Source organism: Hymenobacter artigasi (assembly GCF_012275535.1).
Taxonomy (GTDB): domain Bacteria; phylum Bacteroidota; class Bacteroidia; order Cytophagales; family Hymenobacteraceae; genus Hymenobacter; species Hymenobacter artigasi.
The window spans coordinates 382,439-397,599 of the sequence record NZ_JAAVTK010000001.1 but is presented as its reverse complement, the minus strand read 5'-3'; the positions used below and the strand labels follow the sequence as shown (position 1 = coordinate 397,599).

14 protein-coding genes are annotated in these 15,161 nt (G+C 58.5%); 9 read left to right on the top strand and 5 right to left on the bottom strand.

What is annotated here, in order from left to right:
- Positions 1-256 precede the first annotated feature (256 nt).
- Positions 257-643, bottom strand: coding sequence for an Hsp20/alpha crystallin family protein (locus HBN54_RS01620; RefSeq protein WP_168671396.1), 387 nt, complete (start codon positions 641-643; stop codon positions 257-259).
- Positions 644-854: 211 nt separating this feature from the next.
- Positions 855-2,711 (bottom strand): BamA/TamA family outer membrane protein, encoded by a 1,857-nt coding sequence (locus HBN54_RS01615; protein ID WP_168671395.1) that lies wholly within the window; start codon positions 2,709-2,711, stop codon positions 855-857.
- A 295-nt stretch (positions 2,712-3,006) separates the two neighbouring features.
- On the opposite strand from HBN54_RS01615, the gene hemW reads away from it, so the two are divergent.
- The 5 genes from hemW (at position 3,007) to HBN54_RS01590 (ending at position 7,217) form a co-directional block, all read left to right on the top strand.
- Entirely contained in the window at positions 3,007-4,158 is a 1,152-nt protein-coding gene (hemW, locus tag HBN54_RS01610) for a radical SAM family heme chaperone HemW (RefSeq protein ID WP_168671394.1), read from the top strand.
- A 132-nt stretch (positions 4,159-4,290) separates the two neighbouring features.
- Positions 4,291-4,725: a hypothetical protein gene (locus HBN54_RS01605; protein ID WP_168671393.1), complete on the top strand. Its 435-nt coding sequence runs from the start codon at positions 4,291-4,293 to the stop codon at positions 4,723-4,725.
- An 8-nt stretch (positions 4,726-4,733) separates the two neighbouring features.
- Entirely contained in the window at positions 4,734-5,396 is a 663-nt protein-coding gene (locus HBN54_RS01600; RefSeq protein WP_168671392.1) for an alpha/beta hydrolase, read from the top strand.
- Between the two features lie 143 nt (positions 5,397-5,539).
- Positions 5,540-6,313 (top strand): cyclase family protein, encoded by a 774-nt coding sequence (locus HBN54_RS01595; protein WP_168671391.1) that lies wholly within the window; start codon positions 5,540-5,542, stop codon positions 6,311-6,313.
- A 202-nt stretch (positions 6,314-6,515) separates the two neighbouring features.
- Positions 6,516-7,217 carry a hypothetical protein gene (locus HBN54_RS01590; protein WP_168671390.1) on the top strand — a complete coding sequence of 234 codons (702 nt, stop codon included), beginning with the start codon at positions 6,516-6,518 and terminating at the stop codon, positions 7,215-7,217.
- 228 nt (positions 7,218-7,445) lie between these two features.
- Here HBN54_RS01590 and rpmA read toward each other — a convergent pair whose 3' ends face one another.
- From rpmA to HBN54_RS01575, 3 genes are all read right to left on the bottom strand, one after another.
- Entirely contained in the window at positions 7,446-7,721 is a 276-nt protein-coding gene (gene rpmA / locus HBN54_RS01585) for a 50S ribosomal protein L27 (protein WP_168671389.1), read from the bottom strand.
- Positions 7,722-7,831: 110 nt separating this feature from the next.
- Positions 7,832-8,137, bottom strand: a complete 306-nt coding sequence (rplU, locus tag HBN54_RS01580; protein ID WP_168671388.1) for a 50S ribosomal protein L21 — start codon at positions 8,135-8,137, stop codon at positions 7,832-7,834.
- A 204-nt stretch (positions 8,138-8,341) separates the two neighbouring features.
- Positions 8,342-8,629 (bottom strand): hypothetical protein, encoded by a 288-nt coding sequence (locus tag HBN54_RS01575; RefSeq protein ID WP_210427901.1) that lies wholly within the window; start codon positions 8,627-8,629, stop codon positions 8,342-8,344.
- Between the two features lie 17 nt (positions 8,630-8,646).
- On the opposite strand from HBN54_RS01575, the gene HBN54_RS01570 reads away from it, so the two are divergent.
- The 4 genes from HBN54_RS01570 (at position 8,647) to HBN54_RS01555 (ending at position 14,924) form a co-directional block, all read left to right on the top strand.
- Positions 8,647-9,606, top strand: a complete 960-nt coding sequence (locus tag HBN54_RS01570; protein ID WP_168671386.1) for a ribonucleoside-diphosphate reductase small subunit — start codon at positions 8,647-8,649, stop codon at positions 9,604-9,606.
- 259 nt (positions 9,607-9,865) lie between these two features.
- The gene (locus HBN54_RS01565) at positions 9,866-10,150 is read left to right on the top strand and encodes a GIY-YIG nuclease family protein (RefSeq protein ID WP_168671385.1); all 285 of its coding nucleotides are present in this window, start codon (positions 9,866-9,868) and stop codon (positions 10,148-10,150) included.
- Between the two features lie 448 nt (positions 10,151-10,598).
- Positions 10,599-12,980, top strand: coding sequence for a ribonucleoside-diphosphate reductase subunit alpha (locus HBN54_RS01560; protein WP_168671384.1), 2,382 nt, complete (start codon positions 10,599-10,601; stop codon positions 12,978-12,980).
- A gap of 84 nt (positions 12,981-13,064) precedes the next feature.
- Positions 13,065-14,924: an ATP-binding protein gene (locus HBN54_RS01555; RefSeq protein WP_168671383.1), complete on the top strand. Its 1,860-nt coding sequence runs from the start codon at positions 13,065-13,067 to the stop codon at positions 14,922-14,924.
- The last annotated feature ends 237 nt before the right edge of the window (positions 14,925-15,161 follow it).

Genomic DNA, 15,161 nt, shown 5'->3' with positions numbered 1-15,161 from the left:
CTGGGACTGCAATCGACTACAAAATCCGTGAAATCCGCTAAAATCCGTGCTAATCAGTGGTCCAGAGAAAAACCACCGCTGTGGGCGGTGGCTCAAGAGTTAAAACCCGGAAATTTGGTTGTTTTCGGCCGGTCGGTCCCGGCAATATCAGTGGACTGCGGTGCCGGTCGGTCCCGGCGTTATAAAAAGCGGTGGTGAGGAGCAGCCACGGAGGCGGCGGCCGATGATTGGCCGCCGGCTCTCGTGACGGTTGGCTCTACTCGTTGCGCTTGATGTCGATTTCACGCTGCCGGCCATCTGGGTTCAGGAACGGAATGCGGACCCGCAGCTCCTGGCCTTCGTGAATGGCATCGATGCGGCCCACGTCGAGGTTGGCGGGCAGGTCCAGGGTCTGCACGAACAGCGGGGCGGCCAACTCGTCGTCGGGCTCGTGGCGGTACTCACCGAAGACGGTGAGCTTCTGCTGGTTGAGCACTACGCGAAAGCTGTCGGCGGTTACAGTGGGCATGGCCACGCGTACAATCACGCCTTTTGGGTGCTGGTCTACGCGGAGCTGCGGCTGGGCCACCCCACCACCAATGGTGTTGAGTAGGTCGAGCTGAGGGGCAATGCTATGGATGAATTTCGAGCTGATAAGTTTCATGGCAAGGGGCCGGCTTTAGAGCGGCTTCGGACTTGCTATTACAAATGATGTACCAATCTGAATCGGGGCTTATCTGCGCTGAATGTCAGTCACATTGGCGGTGTTTTTGGGGAACTTTTTTAATTCCCGCCAAGCTGGCCGGGAGTGGGGATTTCGCCTGAATTTCCAGACGGAATGGCGCAATTATGCGACCTGCCCGATAGTTGTTGGCTTAAAACCGGCTGGTCAGACCAAAGTGAATTTTGGAGGATTTTAGCTCAAATACCTGATTATTAGCCCGGCCTACCGAGTACACGAACTGAAACAACCCCGCCGCCGTGCGGAAGCTCAGGCCTGCGCCCACGCCGGTGGGCTGGTCATTGAACCGGTCATTGTCGATATCGTGGCGCAGGTAGGCCTGGTCGGCAAACAGAAACGCGTAGGAATCGGGCCCGATGAACTGCCGGAACTCGGCCGTAGCCACGGCGTAGGAACTGGTATAGAACTGGTTTTCATTGAAGCCGCGCAACGAATTGAGGCCGCCCAGCCGGAACAGGTCGTTGACAAAAAGGCGCGAATTGAGCAGGCCCTCGCCCCGCAGGCGCAGCAGCAGCACGCCCGCCCGCTTCACCGGGAAGTAGCGCTCGGCGCGCAGCCCGAACGAGTACTGCGTGGAGCTGAGCGGGATGCCCGCGTACAGCTCGGGCCGCAGCTGGGCATTTTTGGTGATGGTTTTGGTGCCCAGCGCCGACTGCACATTCAGCAGGCTGCCCCGGTGCGGAAAAAACAGGTCATCCAGGTTGGCCCAGGCGTAGGACAAGCCGTAGGAATTGTACTGCGAATCGAGGTTGGCGGGCAGTACTGTGGTGTCTTTCAGCGCATCAACAAACGAGGCCCGCTGCTCGGCAAAGAAGCTGATGCGGCCCGCCCGCGCCGTGGGGTAGGTAACCTGCAAGCGGGGCCGGGTGGTGGTGAACGCCTCGTTTTGCTTGTAGAGGTTGAACGTGGCCGACACTTCCAGCGGCGTGCCGAAGAAATTGGGGTGCACGTACTGCGCATCGAGCAGCTGCGAGATGGCGTCGGTTTTGCGCCATTGCAGGCCCAGCTGCTTGCCGCCGCCCTTGATGTTGCGCAGGTTGATGGTGACGTCGCCGGTGAACTGCACACCGGTCTGGCTGGCGTTGGCGTTCGGCAGGATGCCCACAATGGCGTCGAACTGGTTGCTCGGCCGGTCGTCGAGCAGCAGGTACACCCGCGCCCGGCCCAGGGCGAAGCGCACTTCGGGCTCGGCGCGCAGCTTCAGGTAGGGCAGCTGGCGCAGCAGCTGGGCGGCGGCGGCCACGCGCTGCTGGCTGAAGGGCTGGCCGGGAAAAATCTGGAGGTATTTGGTCAGGAAACGCTTCTTGGTCTTGCTGTTGCCCAAAATCTGGAGCGAGTCGAACACCACCACGCGGCCACGCTTTAGCACCACGCGGCCCGAAATGTCGTGTCCGTTCAGGTGAATGGAATCGAGGCCGACCGTGGCAAAGGGGAAGCCCTGGTTTTCGGCTTCGGTCAGGATGCGCTCCTGCAGCTTCACCCAGTCTTCGGGCACAAAAGGCGTGCCCCGGAAGAACTTTTCGCGGTAGCCGGCGCGGGTCAGCAGGCCATCGCCGAGGTTGCCGTTGTGCAGGTAGGCCCAGCGGAACTGCTCGCCCACGTACAGGCGCACCCGCACGGTATCGCGGCTCCAGTGCAGCTCATCGGCCGAGGCCGTGAGGTAGGCATCGCCTTGCAGGCCCAGCACCAGCTCCCGCACCGCGCGCAGCGCACTGAGGGAGTCGGGCACGCTGGCCCGCACCTTGTAGCGGCGCAGCACCGGCCGGTCGGCGGCTTCGGTTTCCAGCACTAGCAGGCGCGGGTGGGCCTGCACCCGGCGCGTGGCGGCAGCCGAGGCCGGCGTGGCGCGGGGCGGCAGGGTAGGGGTGGCCAGGCCGGGCTGGTTGGGCACGTTGGGGTCGAGGCTGGGCGTTTGGGCGTGGGCGGCCGGGCTGCTCAGGCCAGCCAGCAGCAGCGTCAGTACCCAAAAGCGCAGTAGAAACCTCATCATTCGGAAGCACAACGCGAAAGCCAGCGTTTAATTTCCCGAAGGTAGCCCCCCGGATAAAGTTGCGCCCTGTCGTGTAGTCAGGCGGTATCTTTGTGGTCTGAGCGGGCACCTCTGTATACAAATCGGGTTCACTGTTATACTCGTCACGAAGTAGCTTGCGAAAAGCGAAGTAGGGTGCGGGGCCTGCCCCCGCCCGTCGTTCGCACTGTTTTAACGATACCGTTCAACGACGGGCGGGGGCAGGCCCCGCACCCTACTTCGAGACGAGTATAACTGCTCATTGTTAACTGAAAACATGGCCGGTCTTTATCTCCACATCCCTTTCTGCAAGCAGGCCTGCCACTACTGCGATTTCCACTTCAGCACTTCGCTTGGGTTGAAAAGCCGCCTGGTCGAGGCCATCTTCCGGGAAATTGAGCTGCGGCGCGATTACCTCGGCGCGGGCGTGGCGCTGGAAACCATCTACTTCGGCGGCGGCACGCCTTCCCTGCTCACGGCCGATGAGCTGGCGCAGATTTTTGCGGCCATTCACCACCACTTCGCGGTTTCGCCGCAGGCCGAAATCACCCTCGAAGCCAACCCCGACGACCTTAGCGCCGCCAAGCTGCGCGAGCTGGCCGGGGCCGGTATCAACCGCCTCAGCATCGGCCTGCAAAGCTTCTACGAGCCGCACCTGCGGATGATGAACCGCGCCCATACCGCTGAAGAATCGACAACCGCCGTGCGCCGGGCGCAGGATGCGGGCTTCGAGAACATTTCCATCGACCTGATATACGGGGTGCCCGCGCCCGGCCACCACATCTGGGAGGCCGACCTAGCCAATGCCTTTGCGCTGGGGGTGCCGCACGTTTCGGCCTATGCGCTCACCATTGAGCCGGGCACGGCCTTCGGGCACCGGTTACAGAAGGGCACCTTCAAGCCCGCGCCCGATGAGTTTGTGGCCACGCAGTTTGAAATGCTGCTGGCGGCCATGCGCGTCCACGGCTACACGCAATACGAAATCAGCAATTTCTGCCAGCCCGGCCGCGAGAGCCGCCACAATGCCAACTACTGGCGTGGGGTGCCCTACCTCGGCCTCGGGCCCAGCGCCCACAGCTACGACGGCCAGAACCGCCAGTTCACCCTCGCCAACAACCCGCAGTACGTGGCCGCCGTGCTCGAGCGCGGCGAAGTGCCCGTGACCCTCGACCAGCTCAGCGCCACCGACCGCGCCAACGAGTACCTGCTCACCACCCTGCGCACCGCCCGGGGCTGCGACCTGGCCCACCTGCGCACCCACCACGGCCTCGACCTGCCCGCCACCCGCGCCGCCTACCTCGCCGAGCTGCAAGCCAGCGGCTGGGCCACTATCCAAAACGAAGTGCTTACCTTGACCGACGCGGGCAAGCTCCTGGCCGACCACATCACGCTGGAGCTGTTCCAGACCACGGATTTGAATACGGATTAAGCTGGTTTCAACGGATGAAACGGCTTTTTGTGGTTTCAACTGACCGGACTTAATGCCTTCGCTTTACATTTGTGCCGAACCACAAAAAATCCGTTTCATCCGTTGAAATCCGTTAAATCTGTGGTCTAATCTGTGGTCAAACTACTGAGCGACAGCATTGCCGACGACGCCGACTTCTTCGTGGAGCAGATTCATGTCGTGGCTATCGTCTTCGATAATACCGACGACGTGACCGTGTGGGCCACCACGTTTTTCGACAACGATACCCATTTCTTCCACCTCGCGCTGCCCTTCAAGGCCCTCGATACCCTCCTCAACCTCGCGCACACCCGTGCCGAAGCCCTCCAAGAAGAAGTAGCCGACGCCCTGGCCGCCGCCAACTGGCCCGCACTGCTCGAATTCAATTCCGACGACCAGCCGCCCGTGCCCCTGCCCAGCGTGGCCCTGAAACTGTCCGTGACCTATCCCGCCACCGAGGACGGCGAGCTGGACGACGACGACCCCGACGACCCGCAGCCGCACAACATCTTCTACCTCGAAGGCGTGTTCGTGCGCCTCGATACCTAGCCCCCGCCGTGGCCGCGCCCGTCTTCTACCTCATTCCCGGTCTGGGGGCCGATGAGCGGGTGTTTCAGTTTTTGCGTTTGCAAGGCGAAGTACACGTCTTGCGCTGGCTGCCGCCGCAAGGCCCGGCCGAATTGCTCCCGGCCTACGCGGCCCGCCTGGCGGCTGCGGTACCCGAGGGGCAGGCCTGCTGGCTGGTCGGCGTTTCCTTCGGCGGCGTGCTGGCCCTGGAAGTAGCGCAGCTACGGCCGTTGGCGCGGGTTGTATTGGTTTCCAGCTTCACGGGGCCCGCAGAGCTGCCCTGGCTGGGGTGGCTGGCCCGCGCCACTGGCCTGTACCATCTGGTGCCGCCACAACTCCTGCCCCGGCTGCCTCGCGTGGCCCAATGGTTTTTTGGGGTGAAAAATGGCCGCGACTACGAGTTGCTGCGCCAGATTCTGCGCGATACCGACCTTCCTTTCACGCGGTGGGCCATTGCGCGGCTGTTGCAATGGCCGGGGCGGGCCACCCCGCCCGCCATCCGCATCCACGGCACCACCGACCGGCTACTGCCCAACGGAGCCACGCACAGCCAGTACCCGCTGCCGGGCGGCCACCTCATCATCATCAGCCGCGCTGCCGAAATCAGCCAGATTCTGAATAAGCTGGCCGCTGCTACCGAAGCATCATGCTGAGCAAACATAATCCTGTACAACAATTGATTACAAAGTGCCTGAACTGACTTTTGATTAAAATTCAGGCAGTTAGCGCTCTGCGTACCTCCGCGTTTTCCTCTGCGTACCTCTGCGAGAATTTCCCGCGCAATCCATCCTGCCTCATGCAACCCACCTTCCCCTTTGCCGGCCGCCAGTACTCCTACGACCCCGCCGCGCCCATCGACATTTCGCTACCCTTAAAACCCGGCGACGACCAGGTAAACTGCTTCTGGGCCGAGCCCGTGCAGTTCGATACCATTCGGGTGGGCAGCTTTGTGGGGAGCGTGGCGCTGGGCGGCAGCACCAACTACCAGCGCATCCACGTCACGCCGCACGGCAACGGCACGCACACCGAGTGCTACGGCCACATCTCGCCCGACCCGGCCATTACGCTCAACCAGTGCCTGCGCCGCTTCCTGTTCGTGGCCCGGCTGGTGAGCGTAGCCCCGGCACCCCAGCCCAACGGCGACCTCGTGGTAATGCTCGCCGACGTGCAGGCCGCCCTCATGGCCCAGCCCGACCGCGCCATTGCCGAGGCCCTCGTCCTCCGCACCCTGCCCAACGACGCGGCCAAGCGCCAGCGCCACTACTCCGGCACCAACCCCACCTACACCGAGCCCGCCCTGGCCGAGTGGCTGGCCGAAAACAACGTCCAACACTTCCTGCTCGACCTCCCCAGCGTAGACCGCGAAGAAGACGCCGGCCAGCTCCTGGCCCACCACGCCTTCTGGCAGTATCCCGCCCAGCCCCGCCGCGAAGCCACCATCACCGAGCTCATCTTCGTGCCCGATGAAGTCGAAGACGGCCTCTACCTGCTCAACATCCAAATCACCAGCCTGGAGCTGGATGCCAGCCCCAGCAAGCCGGTGCTCTACCCGCTGGTGCCGGTGCAGTAAGCTGCCACAGCGGCACCCGTAGCTGCCGGCCCACTTTCAGATGGAATTTATGCGCTTCGGCCTGCCGATTCGCGCTGCTCAGCCAGCGGTAGTTGGACAATCACCGATTAAGCCCGATATTGCTTAACCGCTGAAAATTAAGGTTAAAGCCATTGCGGTTAAACTGCTTTCTGCGCCTTTCAGGTAAATTCTCCGCATATCCATGTTGGCAGCCCGTATTTTAAGGACGTTGGTATTGAGCGCCAGCCTGCCCGCCGGTTTCACCGGCGTGGCCCATGCCCAAACGGCCCTCGCTCAGTCGGTGCCGGCACTGCCGGCCGCGCCTACGCAGCCCAAGCTGACCCTCAAAGCCGGAATGCGGCTCACGCATCTATTTTGCCTGCCCGGTACCAGCGGCACCTGGCAGGTGGTGCTGCCCTCATCCTTTGGCATCGAATACCGGTTGAAGCCCCATTTCAGCCTCTACGCGCTGGCCGAAGCCGACATATCGGCCGGCCGCGCCCCATGGGGCCGCCGTGGGGCTGCCGCCCTGCCCACGCCTACCACCGATGTGAGCGTGGGTACCCGCTACTACTTCAACGAAGCCAGCAGCGCCCACCCCTGGGGCAATTACCTGGCTCTGGAAGGCACCGCCGAACTCTCCCAGCTGGCCGTGCGCGGGCGCGGCCGCAAAGCCCGGCCCTCGGCCCGCTTCACGCCCGGCGTGTTTGTGCTCTGCGGTACGCAACACCGGGGGCCGGGCCGCCGCCTGCTCTACGATTTGAACGCCGGCCTGGGCATTCAGGCTCCGCCGGCTTACACCACCGATGCCGCCGTGCGCCCGCCGTGGGACGTGGCCGCCCAACTCAACCTGCGCGTGTACCTCGTGAACCAGCCGCATAGCTCCCGCCAAAGCCGGCGCTAAGAACCATTCAAAGAGCACGTCATGCAGAGCGGGGCGAAGCATCTTTACCGCGCAAGTAATCAGATTTACCGTTGCAGTAAAGATGCTTCGCTCCGCTCTGCATGACGTGCTCTTTAGCGCCTATTGGGATAGGCTATAAGTATAGCCGCTCCCACTCCTGCGACTACCCCAACGCAGAAAAGGCTGCCTCTTTCGGGGCAGCCTTTTCTAGTATGAAGGGACAGGCAATTAAGCCGGAACCGATACTACTTCGCGGGGAATAACTGTTACGAACGAACGGTCTTTGCGGCCCTTGCGGAACTGCACTTCGCCGTCAACGAGCGCGAACAGCGTGTGGTCCTTGCCCATGCCAACGTTGGCACCGGGGTGGTGGGCCGTGCCGCGCTGACGCACGATGATGTTGCCAGCTACGAGAGCCTGACCACCGAAAATTTTCACGCCGAGACGTTTGGAATGCGATTCGCGGCCGTTGTTGGACGAGCCGACACCTTTCTTGTGAGCCATGTTTTTGGGGAATTATAAATTATAAATTATAAATTTTGAATTAATTCATCAACTGAAATTATCAGTTAATTTATAATTTATAACTCAAAATTTATAATTCAACTTCGGCCTTAGCCGATGCTGTTAATCATTACTTTCGTGAACGACTGGCGGTGGCCGTTCATCTTCTGGTAGCCTTTACGGCGCTTCTTTTTGAATACCAGGACTTTGTCGCCTTTTACATGGGCGAGGATAGTGCCGGTTACGGCTACGCTCAGCTCGGGAGCACCAACGGTAATGGTGCCGTTGTCATCGGTCAGCAGGGCGTTGCCCAGCGTTACGACGTCGCCAACGTTGCCGGCCAGTTTGTGAGCGTAAACGAATTTGTTGGCCTCAACCTTGGTCTGCTGGCCAGCTATGTTAACAATTGCGTACATCAGCTTTCGCGGGTTTTTCTGAAATGGGAAGGCAAAAGTACGACTTTGATTCGGGAAATGCAAACCCTAAGTTCTTAATCATCATTGGCTGGCTGGGGTCAGCCGTCCCAAAAGGGCCTCCGCGTGAACGGAGCGCAGATTAAGCTAAGATTAAAAAATGGGGTAAATCGACCCGTAAATTGGCCGGTTTGGGGACAAGTAGGTTTATCCACAGTGATAATGTGGATAAGTGGCAGTGAAATGACTGATTTTGAAGAAGATTTCTCCTTTCAGTTCAGCTAATAAATAAGGCAAAAGTTGCTGCAAAGGACCTGAAAAAAATGTGGGCTTAGCTAAAAAAGAGTGAATAAAAAAGCTAATCGGGTGGGCAATTGGCCTGGCTTGCGGGCTTATATTTGGTGTCGGAAGGCTGGCTGCATTTCTGGCGTTTGAGCCAAACATCTGCCCGAACATGCGGGTTAGCCTGCCGTCTTCCACGCTGAAAACCGCCAACAATACCCCGAAATATTATGGAGCCGCTCCTCGCCGAAAACCCCAACCGCTTCGTGCTTTTCCCCATCCAGAACGATGAGGTGTGGCAGTATTATAAGAAGTCGCAGGCTTCTTTCTGGACGGCCGAAGAAATCGACCTGAGCCAGGACCAGAAAGACTGGAACAACCTGAACGACAACGAGCGCCACTTCATCAAGCACGTGCTGGCCTTCTTCGCGGCCTCCGATGGCATTGTGAATGAGAACTTGGCCGTGAACTTCATGCAGGAGGTGCAGATGCCCGAGGCGCGCTGCTTCTACGGCTTCCAGATTATGATGGAAAATATTCACAGCGAGACCTATTCGCTGCTGATTGACACCTACATCAAAGACCCCAAGGAGAAAGACTACCTCTTCAACGCCCTCGAAACCGTGCCTGCCGTGCAGAAAAAAGGCGAGTGGGCGCTAAAGTGGATTAATTCCGAAAACTTTGCCGAGCGCCTTATCGCCTTTGCGGCTGTGGAGGGCATCTTCTTCTCGGGCTCGTTCTGCTCCATTTTCTGGCTGAAGAAGCGCGGCCTGATGCCCGGCCTCACGTTCTCGAACGAGCTGATTTCGCGCGATGAGGGGCTGCACTGCGATTTCGCCTGCCTGCTCTACAGCTACCTGCAAAACAAGCTGCCCGAGGCGCGGGTGCAAAGCATCATCGCCGACGCCGTGCGCATCGAGCAGGAGTTCGTGACCGACGCGCTGCCCGTAAGCCTGATTGGCATGAACGCCAAGACGATGGCCCAGTACATCGAGTTTGTGGCCGACCGCCTGCTGGTGTCCCTCGGCTGCGCCAAGATTTACAACGCTACGAATCCCTTCGACTTCATGGAAATGATTTCGGTGCAGGGCAAAACCAACTTCTTCGAGAAGCGCGTAGCCGAGTACCAGAAGGCTGGCGTGATGAGCGAGCGCAACGACAACGTGTTTTCGCTCGACGAAGACTTCTAGGGAATACCATTCAGCGTTTGTCTAACGTCTGTCATGCTGAGCCTGCGAAGCATCCTCTCACCGCCGCACGACCAATTCCTGTCATGCTGAGCCTGCGAAGCATCCTCTCACCGCCGCACGATTCGTTGGGGCGTGAGAGGATGCTTCGCAAGCTCAGCATGACAGGTGAGAATGTTCACCGGTGAGAGGATGCTTCCTTCGTCAGCATGACAGGGGGCGGGGATAGGATGTTTCGCTGCGCTCAACATGACAGACAGGTATGGCTTACTTCGTTTGCATCACGACCAATCCGGCTAAAACTGTGCTGTACATCGGGGTGACGGGTAGCCTAAACTGCCGGCTGGCGCAGCACTACGACAACCGGGGAGATGCTAAGACCTTTGCCGGCCGCTACTTCTGCTACCACTTGCTGTATGCTGACCAGTTTGGGGATATTGCTTACGCCATTGCGCGGGAGAAAGAACTGAAGGGCTGGACGAGGGCGAAGAAAGATGCGCTGATTGAATCAGTTAACCCAGAACGGGAGATTCTGACGTCCTATTGATGGCGTGCCTCCCTGTCATGCTGACGAAGGAAGCATCCTCTCCCCGCTGAACGACCGGTTCCTGTCATGCTGAGCCTGCGAAGCATCCTATCACGCCCCAACGAACCGTTCGTCGGGGAGAGGATGCTTCCTTCGTCAGCATGACAGGGAGGCATTGGTTCAGCGGAGAGGATGCTTCCTTCGTCAGCATGACAGACGTGGGTACGAAGCTGGTGTTTTGTGAAAAGCGGCCGGGCGGGCCCGTTTGGCGGTATGTGGAAAACTTCCCCATTTTTTCCTTGCCCTTCGAAAACCCAGGCGGTAATTTCCGGGATTGAATACTCCCGGGCCGCCACAGCCCGCTGCCCTCCGCTCTACCCTTTCACTACTGAATGAACGACTTGCCGCCGGCCCCGTGCCGCGCCGGCTACTTTCTATAAGCAAAAACCCACACCAAAACACTACTGGTATGCTAGTAATTAAACGCGACGGCCGCCGCGAATCCGTCAAGTTCGACAAGGTAACCGCCCGCATTGAGAAGCTCTGCTACGGGCTGAACATGGATTTCGTGTCGCCTATTGCGGTGGCCATGAAGGTGATTGACGGCATCTACGACGGCGTGACCACCGTGGAGCTCGACAACCTGGCCGCCGAAACGGCCGCCTCGCTCACCACCAAGCACCCGGACTACGCCATTCTGGCGGCCCGCATTGCGGTGAGCAACCTGCACAAGGTGACGTCGAAGTCCTTCTCTTCAACCATGAAGCGGCTGTACACCTACGAAGACCCCAAGAACGGCGACAACGCTTCGCTGCTCGCCACCGATGTGTGGGAGGTGATTCATAAGAATGCCCACACCCTGGACTCGGCTATTATTTATGACCGGGACTACAACTACGACTTCTTCGGCTTCAAGACGCTGGAGCGCTCGTACCTGCTGCGCCTGGAGGGCAAGGTGGTGGAGCGGCCCCAGCACATGCTGATGCGCGTGTCGGTGGGCATCCACAAGGATGATATCGACTCGGTTATCAAAACCTACAACCTGCTGAGCGAGCGGTGGTTTACCCACGCTACGCCCACGCTGTTCAACGCGGGCACGCCGAAGCCGCAGATGTCGAGCTGCTTCCTGCTGACGATGAAGGACGACTCCATCGATGGCATTTATGACACGCTGAAGAACTGCGCGCTGATTTCGCAGTCGGCCGGCGGCATCGGGCTGTCGGTGAGCAATGTGCGGGCCACGGGCTCCTACATCAAAGGCACGAACGGCAACTCGAACGGGCTGGTGCCCATGCTGAAGGTGTTCAACGACACGGCCCGCTACGTGGACCAGGGCGGCGGGAAGCGCAAGGGTGCGTTCGCCATCTACCTGGAGCCCTGGCACGCCGATATTTTCGAATTCCTGGACCTGAAAAAGAACCACGGCAAGGAGGAAATGCGCGCCCGCGACTTGTTTTACGCCCTCTGGACGCCCGACTTGTTCATGAAGCGCGTGGAGGAAAACGGCGACTGGACGCTGATGTGCCCCCACGAGTGCCCGGGCATGGACACGGCCTGGGGCCCGGAGTTCGAGAAGCTGTACCTGAAGTACGAGCGCGAAGGCCGGGGCCGCAAGACCATCAAGGCGCAGGAATTGTGGTTTGCCATTCTGGAAAGCCAGACGGAGACGGGTACGCCCTACATGCTGTTTAAGGACGCGGCCAACGGCAAATCGAACCAGCAAAACCTGGGCACGATTAAGAGCTCGAACCTGTGCACCGAGATTATTGAGTACACCGACAAGGACGAAATCGCGGTGTGCAACCTGGCCTCGCTGGCACTGCCCCGCTACCTCGTGACGGACGCCAAGGGCAACACCACCTTCGACCACGACAAGCTGTACGAGGTGACCTACCAGGCCACGCTGAACCTGAACAAGGTGATTGACGTGAACTACTACCCGGTGCCCGAAACGCAGAAGTCGAACTTCCGCCACCGGCCCATCGGGCTGGGCGTGCAGGGCCTGGCCGACACGTTTATTGCCCTGCGCATGCCCTTCGAGAGCGACGAGGCCTGCGGCCTGAACAAGGACATTTTCGAAACCATCTACTTCGCGGCCATGACGGCCTCGAAGGACCTCGCCATCAAAGACGGGCACTACGAAACCTTCCCCGGCTCGCCCCTGAGCCAGGGCAAGTTCCAGTTCGACCTCTGGAACGTGACGCCCGACTCGGGCCGCTGGGACTGGGAAAGCCTGCGCGCCGAGGTGGTGAAGCACGGGGCCCGCAACTCGCTGCTGGTGGCGCCCATGCCCACGGCCAGCACCGCCCAGATTCTGGGCAACAACGAGTCGTTTGAGCCCTACACGAGCAACATTTACGTGCGCCGCGTGCTCAGCGGCGAGTTTATGGTGGTGAACAAGCACCTGCTGAAGGACCTGGTGGCCCTGGGCCTGTGGAACGACGCGATGAAGCAGGAAATCATCGCGGCCAACGGCTCGGTGCAGGGCATTGCCCGCATTCCGCAGCACATCAAGGACCTGTACAAGACGGTGTGGGAGATTTCGCAGCGCCGCATCATCGACCAGGCCGCCGACCGCGGGGCCTACATCTGCCAGAGCCAGAGCCTGAACCTGCACGTGCAAAACGTGAACTTCGGCAAGCTCACCAGCATGCACTTCCACAGCTGGAAGCGCGGCCTGAAAACCGGCATGTACTACCTGCGCACCAAAGCCGCCGCCGACGCCATCAAGTTCACGGTGGAAAAGCAAGCCGCCGAAACCCTGGAGCCCATGGCCCTAGTGGAGCAAAACCAAAGCGACATGAGTTGCTCCCTGGATAACCCGGACGCCTGCGAGGCGTGTGGGTCGTAAGGGTTTGTTGAAAGATAAATTGACAACAAGAATAATCCCTGCCGCTTCTCGCTATGCGGCAGGGATTTTTGCTACAAGCTTGATATGGACATTGCAGCCCTAATCCAACAACTAAACACAACTGATGAAAACAGTCGCCTTGAAGCCAAGCAAGGAAGTGGGATTGATAAGTCGTTTATGGAATCGGTATGTGCGTTTGCCAACGAACCAAACTTGGGTGGTGGAATAATCCTGTTGGGCTTGGTCCGGGATGAAAACAACCTTTTCCCATCATATCAGCCGGTTGGTGTACCCGACCCTGATAAGCTGGGGCAGGAGATTGCCACAAAATGCGCTACAATGTTTAATGTCCCTGTTCGCCCGCAAATCAATTCGGCAGTGTTCAGAGGAAAAGTTGTAATTGGTGTAAGCGTGCCGGAAGCATCTGCATCAGAAAAACCAGTTTTCTTCCCGAATCTGGGGTTGCCTCGAGGCGCATATCGAAGAATCGGGCCTACTGACCATCATTGCACAGAGGATGATATGGCAGTGTTCTTTGGAGAACGGCGCGCAGAGTCGTTTGATAAAACAGTCATTTCGGGTGCAGTCTTAGAAGACATTGATGCAGATTCTGTCGCGGCTTACCGGAGAGCGAGAGAAAAAGTAAATGCATCAGCTGAAGAGTTGCAATGGAATGATGAAGAGCTACTCGCTAGCCTTTCCGCAACCGTACTGGTAGGAGGTGAGCGTTTCCCAACAATCACGGGCTTGCTGCTTTTTGGAACACGTCAGGCAATACGTCGCCTGCTTCCGATGACACGAGTTGATTATATCAGGGTGCCTGGCAAGGAGTGGGTAGAAAATCCGGATGAGCGGTTTTCGCATGTTGTTGACATGCGTGGCCCATTGTTACAATTGGTACAGCGCGTACAGGACACCATTATTGATGATTTGCCTCGTGGATTCGTTTTAAGAGAAGGAGAAGTACAGGCTGAGACACCAAGATTATCTACTCGTGTTTTGCGTGAGGCAATCGTTAATGCCGTGATGCACCGTTCGTATAAGAAGCATAGCCCGGTGCAAGTTATCAGATACAATAATCGCCTTGAGATTATTAATCCAGGCTATTCGCTTAAAGCAGAAGAGCAGTTGGGAGAGCCCGGTTCTGAAAACAGAAATCCCCATTTGGCGGCTGTATTTCATGAGACCAATACTGCCGAGACCAAGGGTAGCGGCATTCGCACCATGCGCCGCCTAATGCAAGAGGCAGGATTTGCCCCGCCAACTTTTGAATCTGACCGACGCGGGGACCGTTTTGTGACACGTTTACTGCTTCAGCATTTTTTGAGTCCAAGCGACCTGCAGTGGCTTTCTCTTTTCGCATCTTACAACTTGAATGAAGCTCAAAAAAATGTTCTAATCTACTTGCGTGAAACAGGTGCTGTTGACAATGCTGGTTATCGGCAGTTAAGCGGTGTAGACACGTTGACTGCCAGCCGCGACTTACGCGCTATGCGAACCTCTGGCCTACTGGAGATGAAGGGACAAGGAGCAGCAACATATTATATGCCGGGAGCTTCATTCATCAATGAGCAACTACCCACGGAGATGCATGAGCTATCCATACAAGCGGGTAAGCTACCCATACAAGGGGGGCAGCTACCTATACAAGGCCGCGAGCTACCCATACAAGTACAAAACCTAATGCTAGAATTAGGAGAAGAACTCAAAGCGAAGGTTAATAGAATTGGAAGGAGAGCTAAGTCTACAATTATTCAGGAGGTCATTCTAGACCTGTGCAGAGTTAGACCATATACTGCTGGCGAGCTTGCTATACTCTTTCATCGAAGCCGTGAGGCTCTGCAAGCAACTCATCTTGCAAGTATGGTGGTTGCAGGTAAGCTAGCATATACCAAAGCAGATAATCCAACGCACCCGCATCAGGCATATACTGCTACGAGTTGAAACTCCAGCCGCTGCCGCCCCCGATAGCCGCTGGTTTGTTTTTAAGGAAGCTCACGCGGAATTGTAAGAAACGCTCAGCTTCTCTCAGCCGCTGGCGCGCCGGGGGCGGCGGGGGTGGGGGCCGGTGGGAGCGGGCTTGTCATGCTGAGCGCAGCGAAGCATCCTATCACGTTACAACGAGTCGTTCTGCGGCGAGAGGATACTTCGCTGCGCTCAGCATGACAGGTTTCGTTCAGC

Excerpts from the sequence above, each read along its gene's own strand:
- HBN54_RS01565 (WP_168671385.1), top strand. The coding sequence starts at position 9,866 with ATGGCTTACTTCGTTTGCATCACGACCAATCCGGCTAAAACTGTGCTG.
- rplU (WP_168671388.1), bottom strand. The coding sequence starts at position 8,137 with ATGTACGCAATTGTTAACATAGCTGGCCAGCAGACCAAGGTTGAGGCC.
- HBN54_RS01595 (WP_168671391.1), top strand. The coding sequence starts at position 5,540 with ATGCAACCCACCTTCCCCTTTGCCGGCCGCCAGTACTCCTACGACCCC.
- HBN54_RS01615 (WP_168671395.1), bottom strand. The coding sequence starts at position 2,711 with ATGATGAGGTTTCTACTGCGCTTTTGGGTACTGACGCTGCTGCTGGCT.
- HBN54_RS01620 (WP_168671396.1), bottom strand. The coding sequence starts at position 643 with ATGAAACTTATCAGCTCGAAATTCATCCATAGCATTGCCCCTCAGCTC.
- rpmA (WP_168671389.1), bottom strand. The coding sequence starts at position 7,721 with ATGGCTCACAAGAAAGGTGTCGGCTCGTCCAACAACGGCCGCGAATCG.
- HBN54_RS01570 (WP_168671386.1), top strand. The coding sequence starts at position 8,647 with ATGGAGCCGCTCCTCGCCGAAAACCCCAACCGCTTCGTGCTTTTCCCC.
- HBN54_RS01560 (WP_168671384.1), top strand. The coding sequence starts at position 10,599 with ATGCTAGTAATTAAACGCGACGGCCGCCGCGAATCCGTCAAGTTCGAC.
- HBN54_RS01555 (WP_168671383.1), top strand. The coding sequence starts at position 13,065 with ATGGACATTGCAGCCCTAATCCAACAACTAAACACAACTGATGAAAAC.
- HBN54_RS01590 (WP_168671390.1), top strand. The coding sequence starts at position 6,516 with ATGTTGGCAGCCCGTATTTTAAGGACGTTGGTATTGAGCGCCAGCCTG.
- hemW (WP_168671394.1), top strand. The coding sequence starts at position 3,007 with ATGGCCGGTCTTTATCTCCACATCCCTTTCTGCAAGCAGGCCTGCCAC.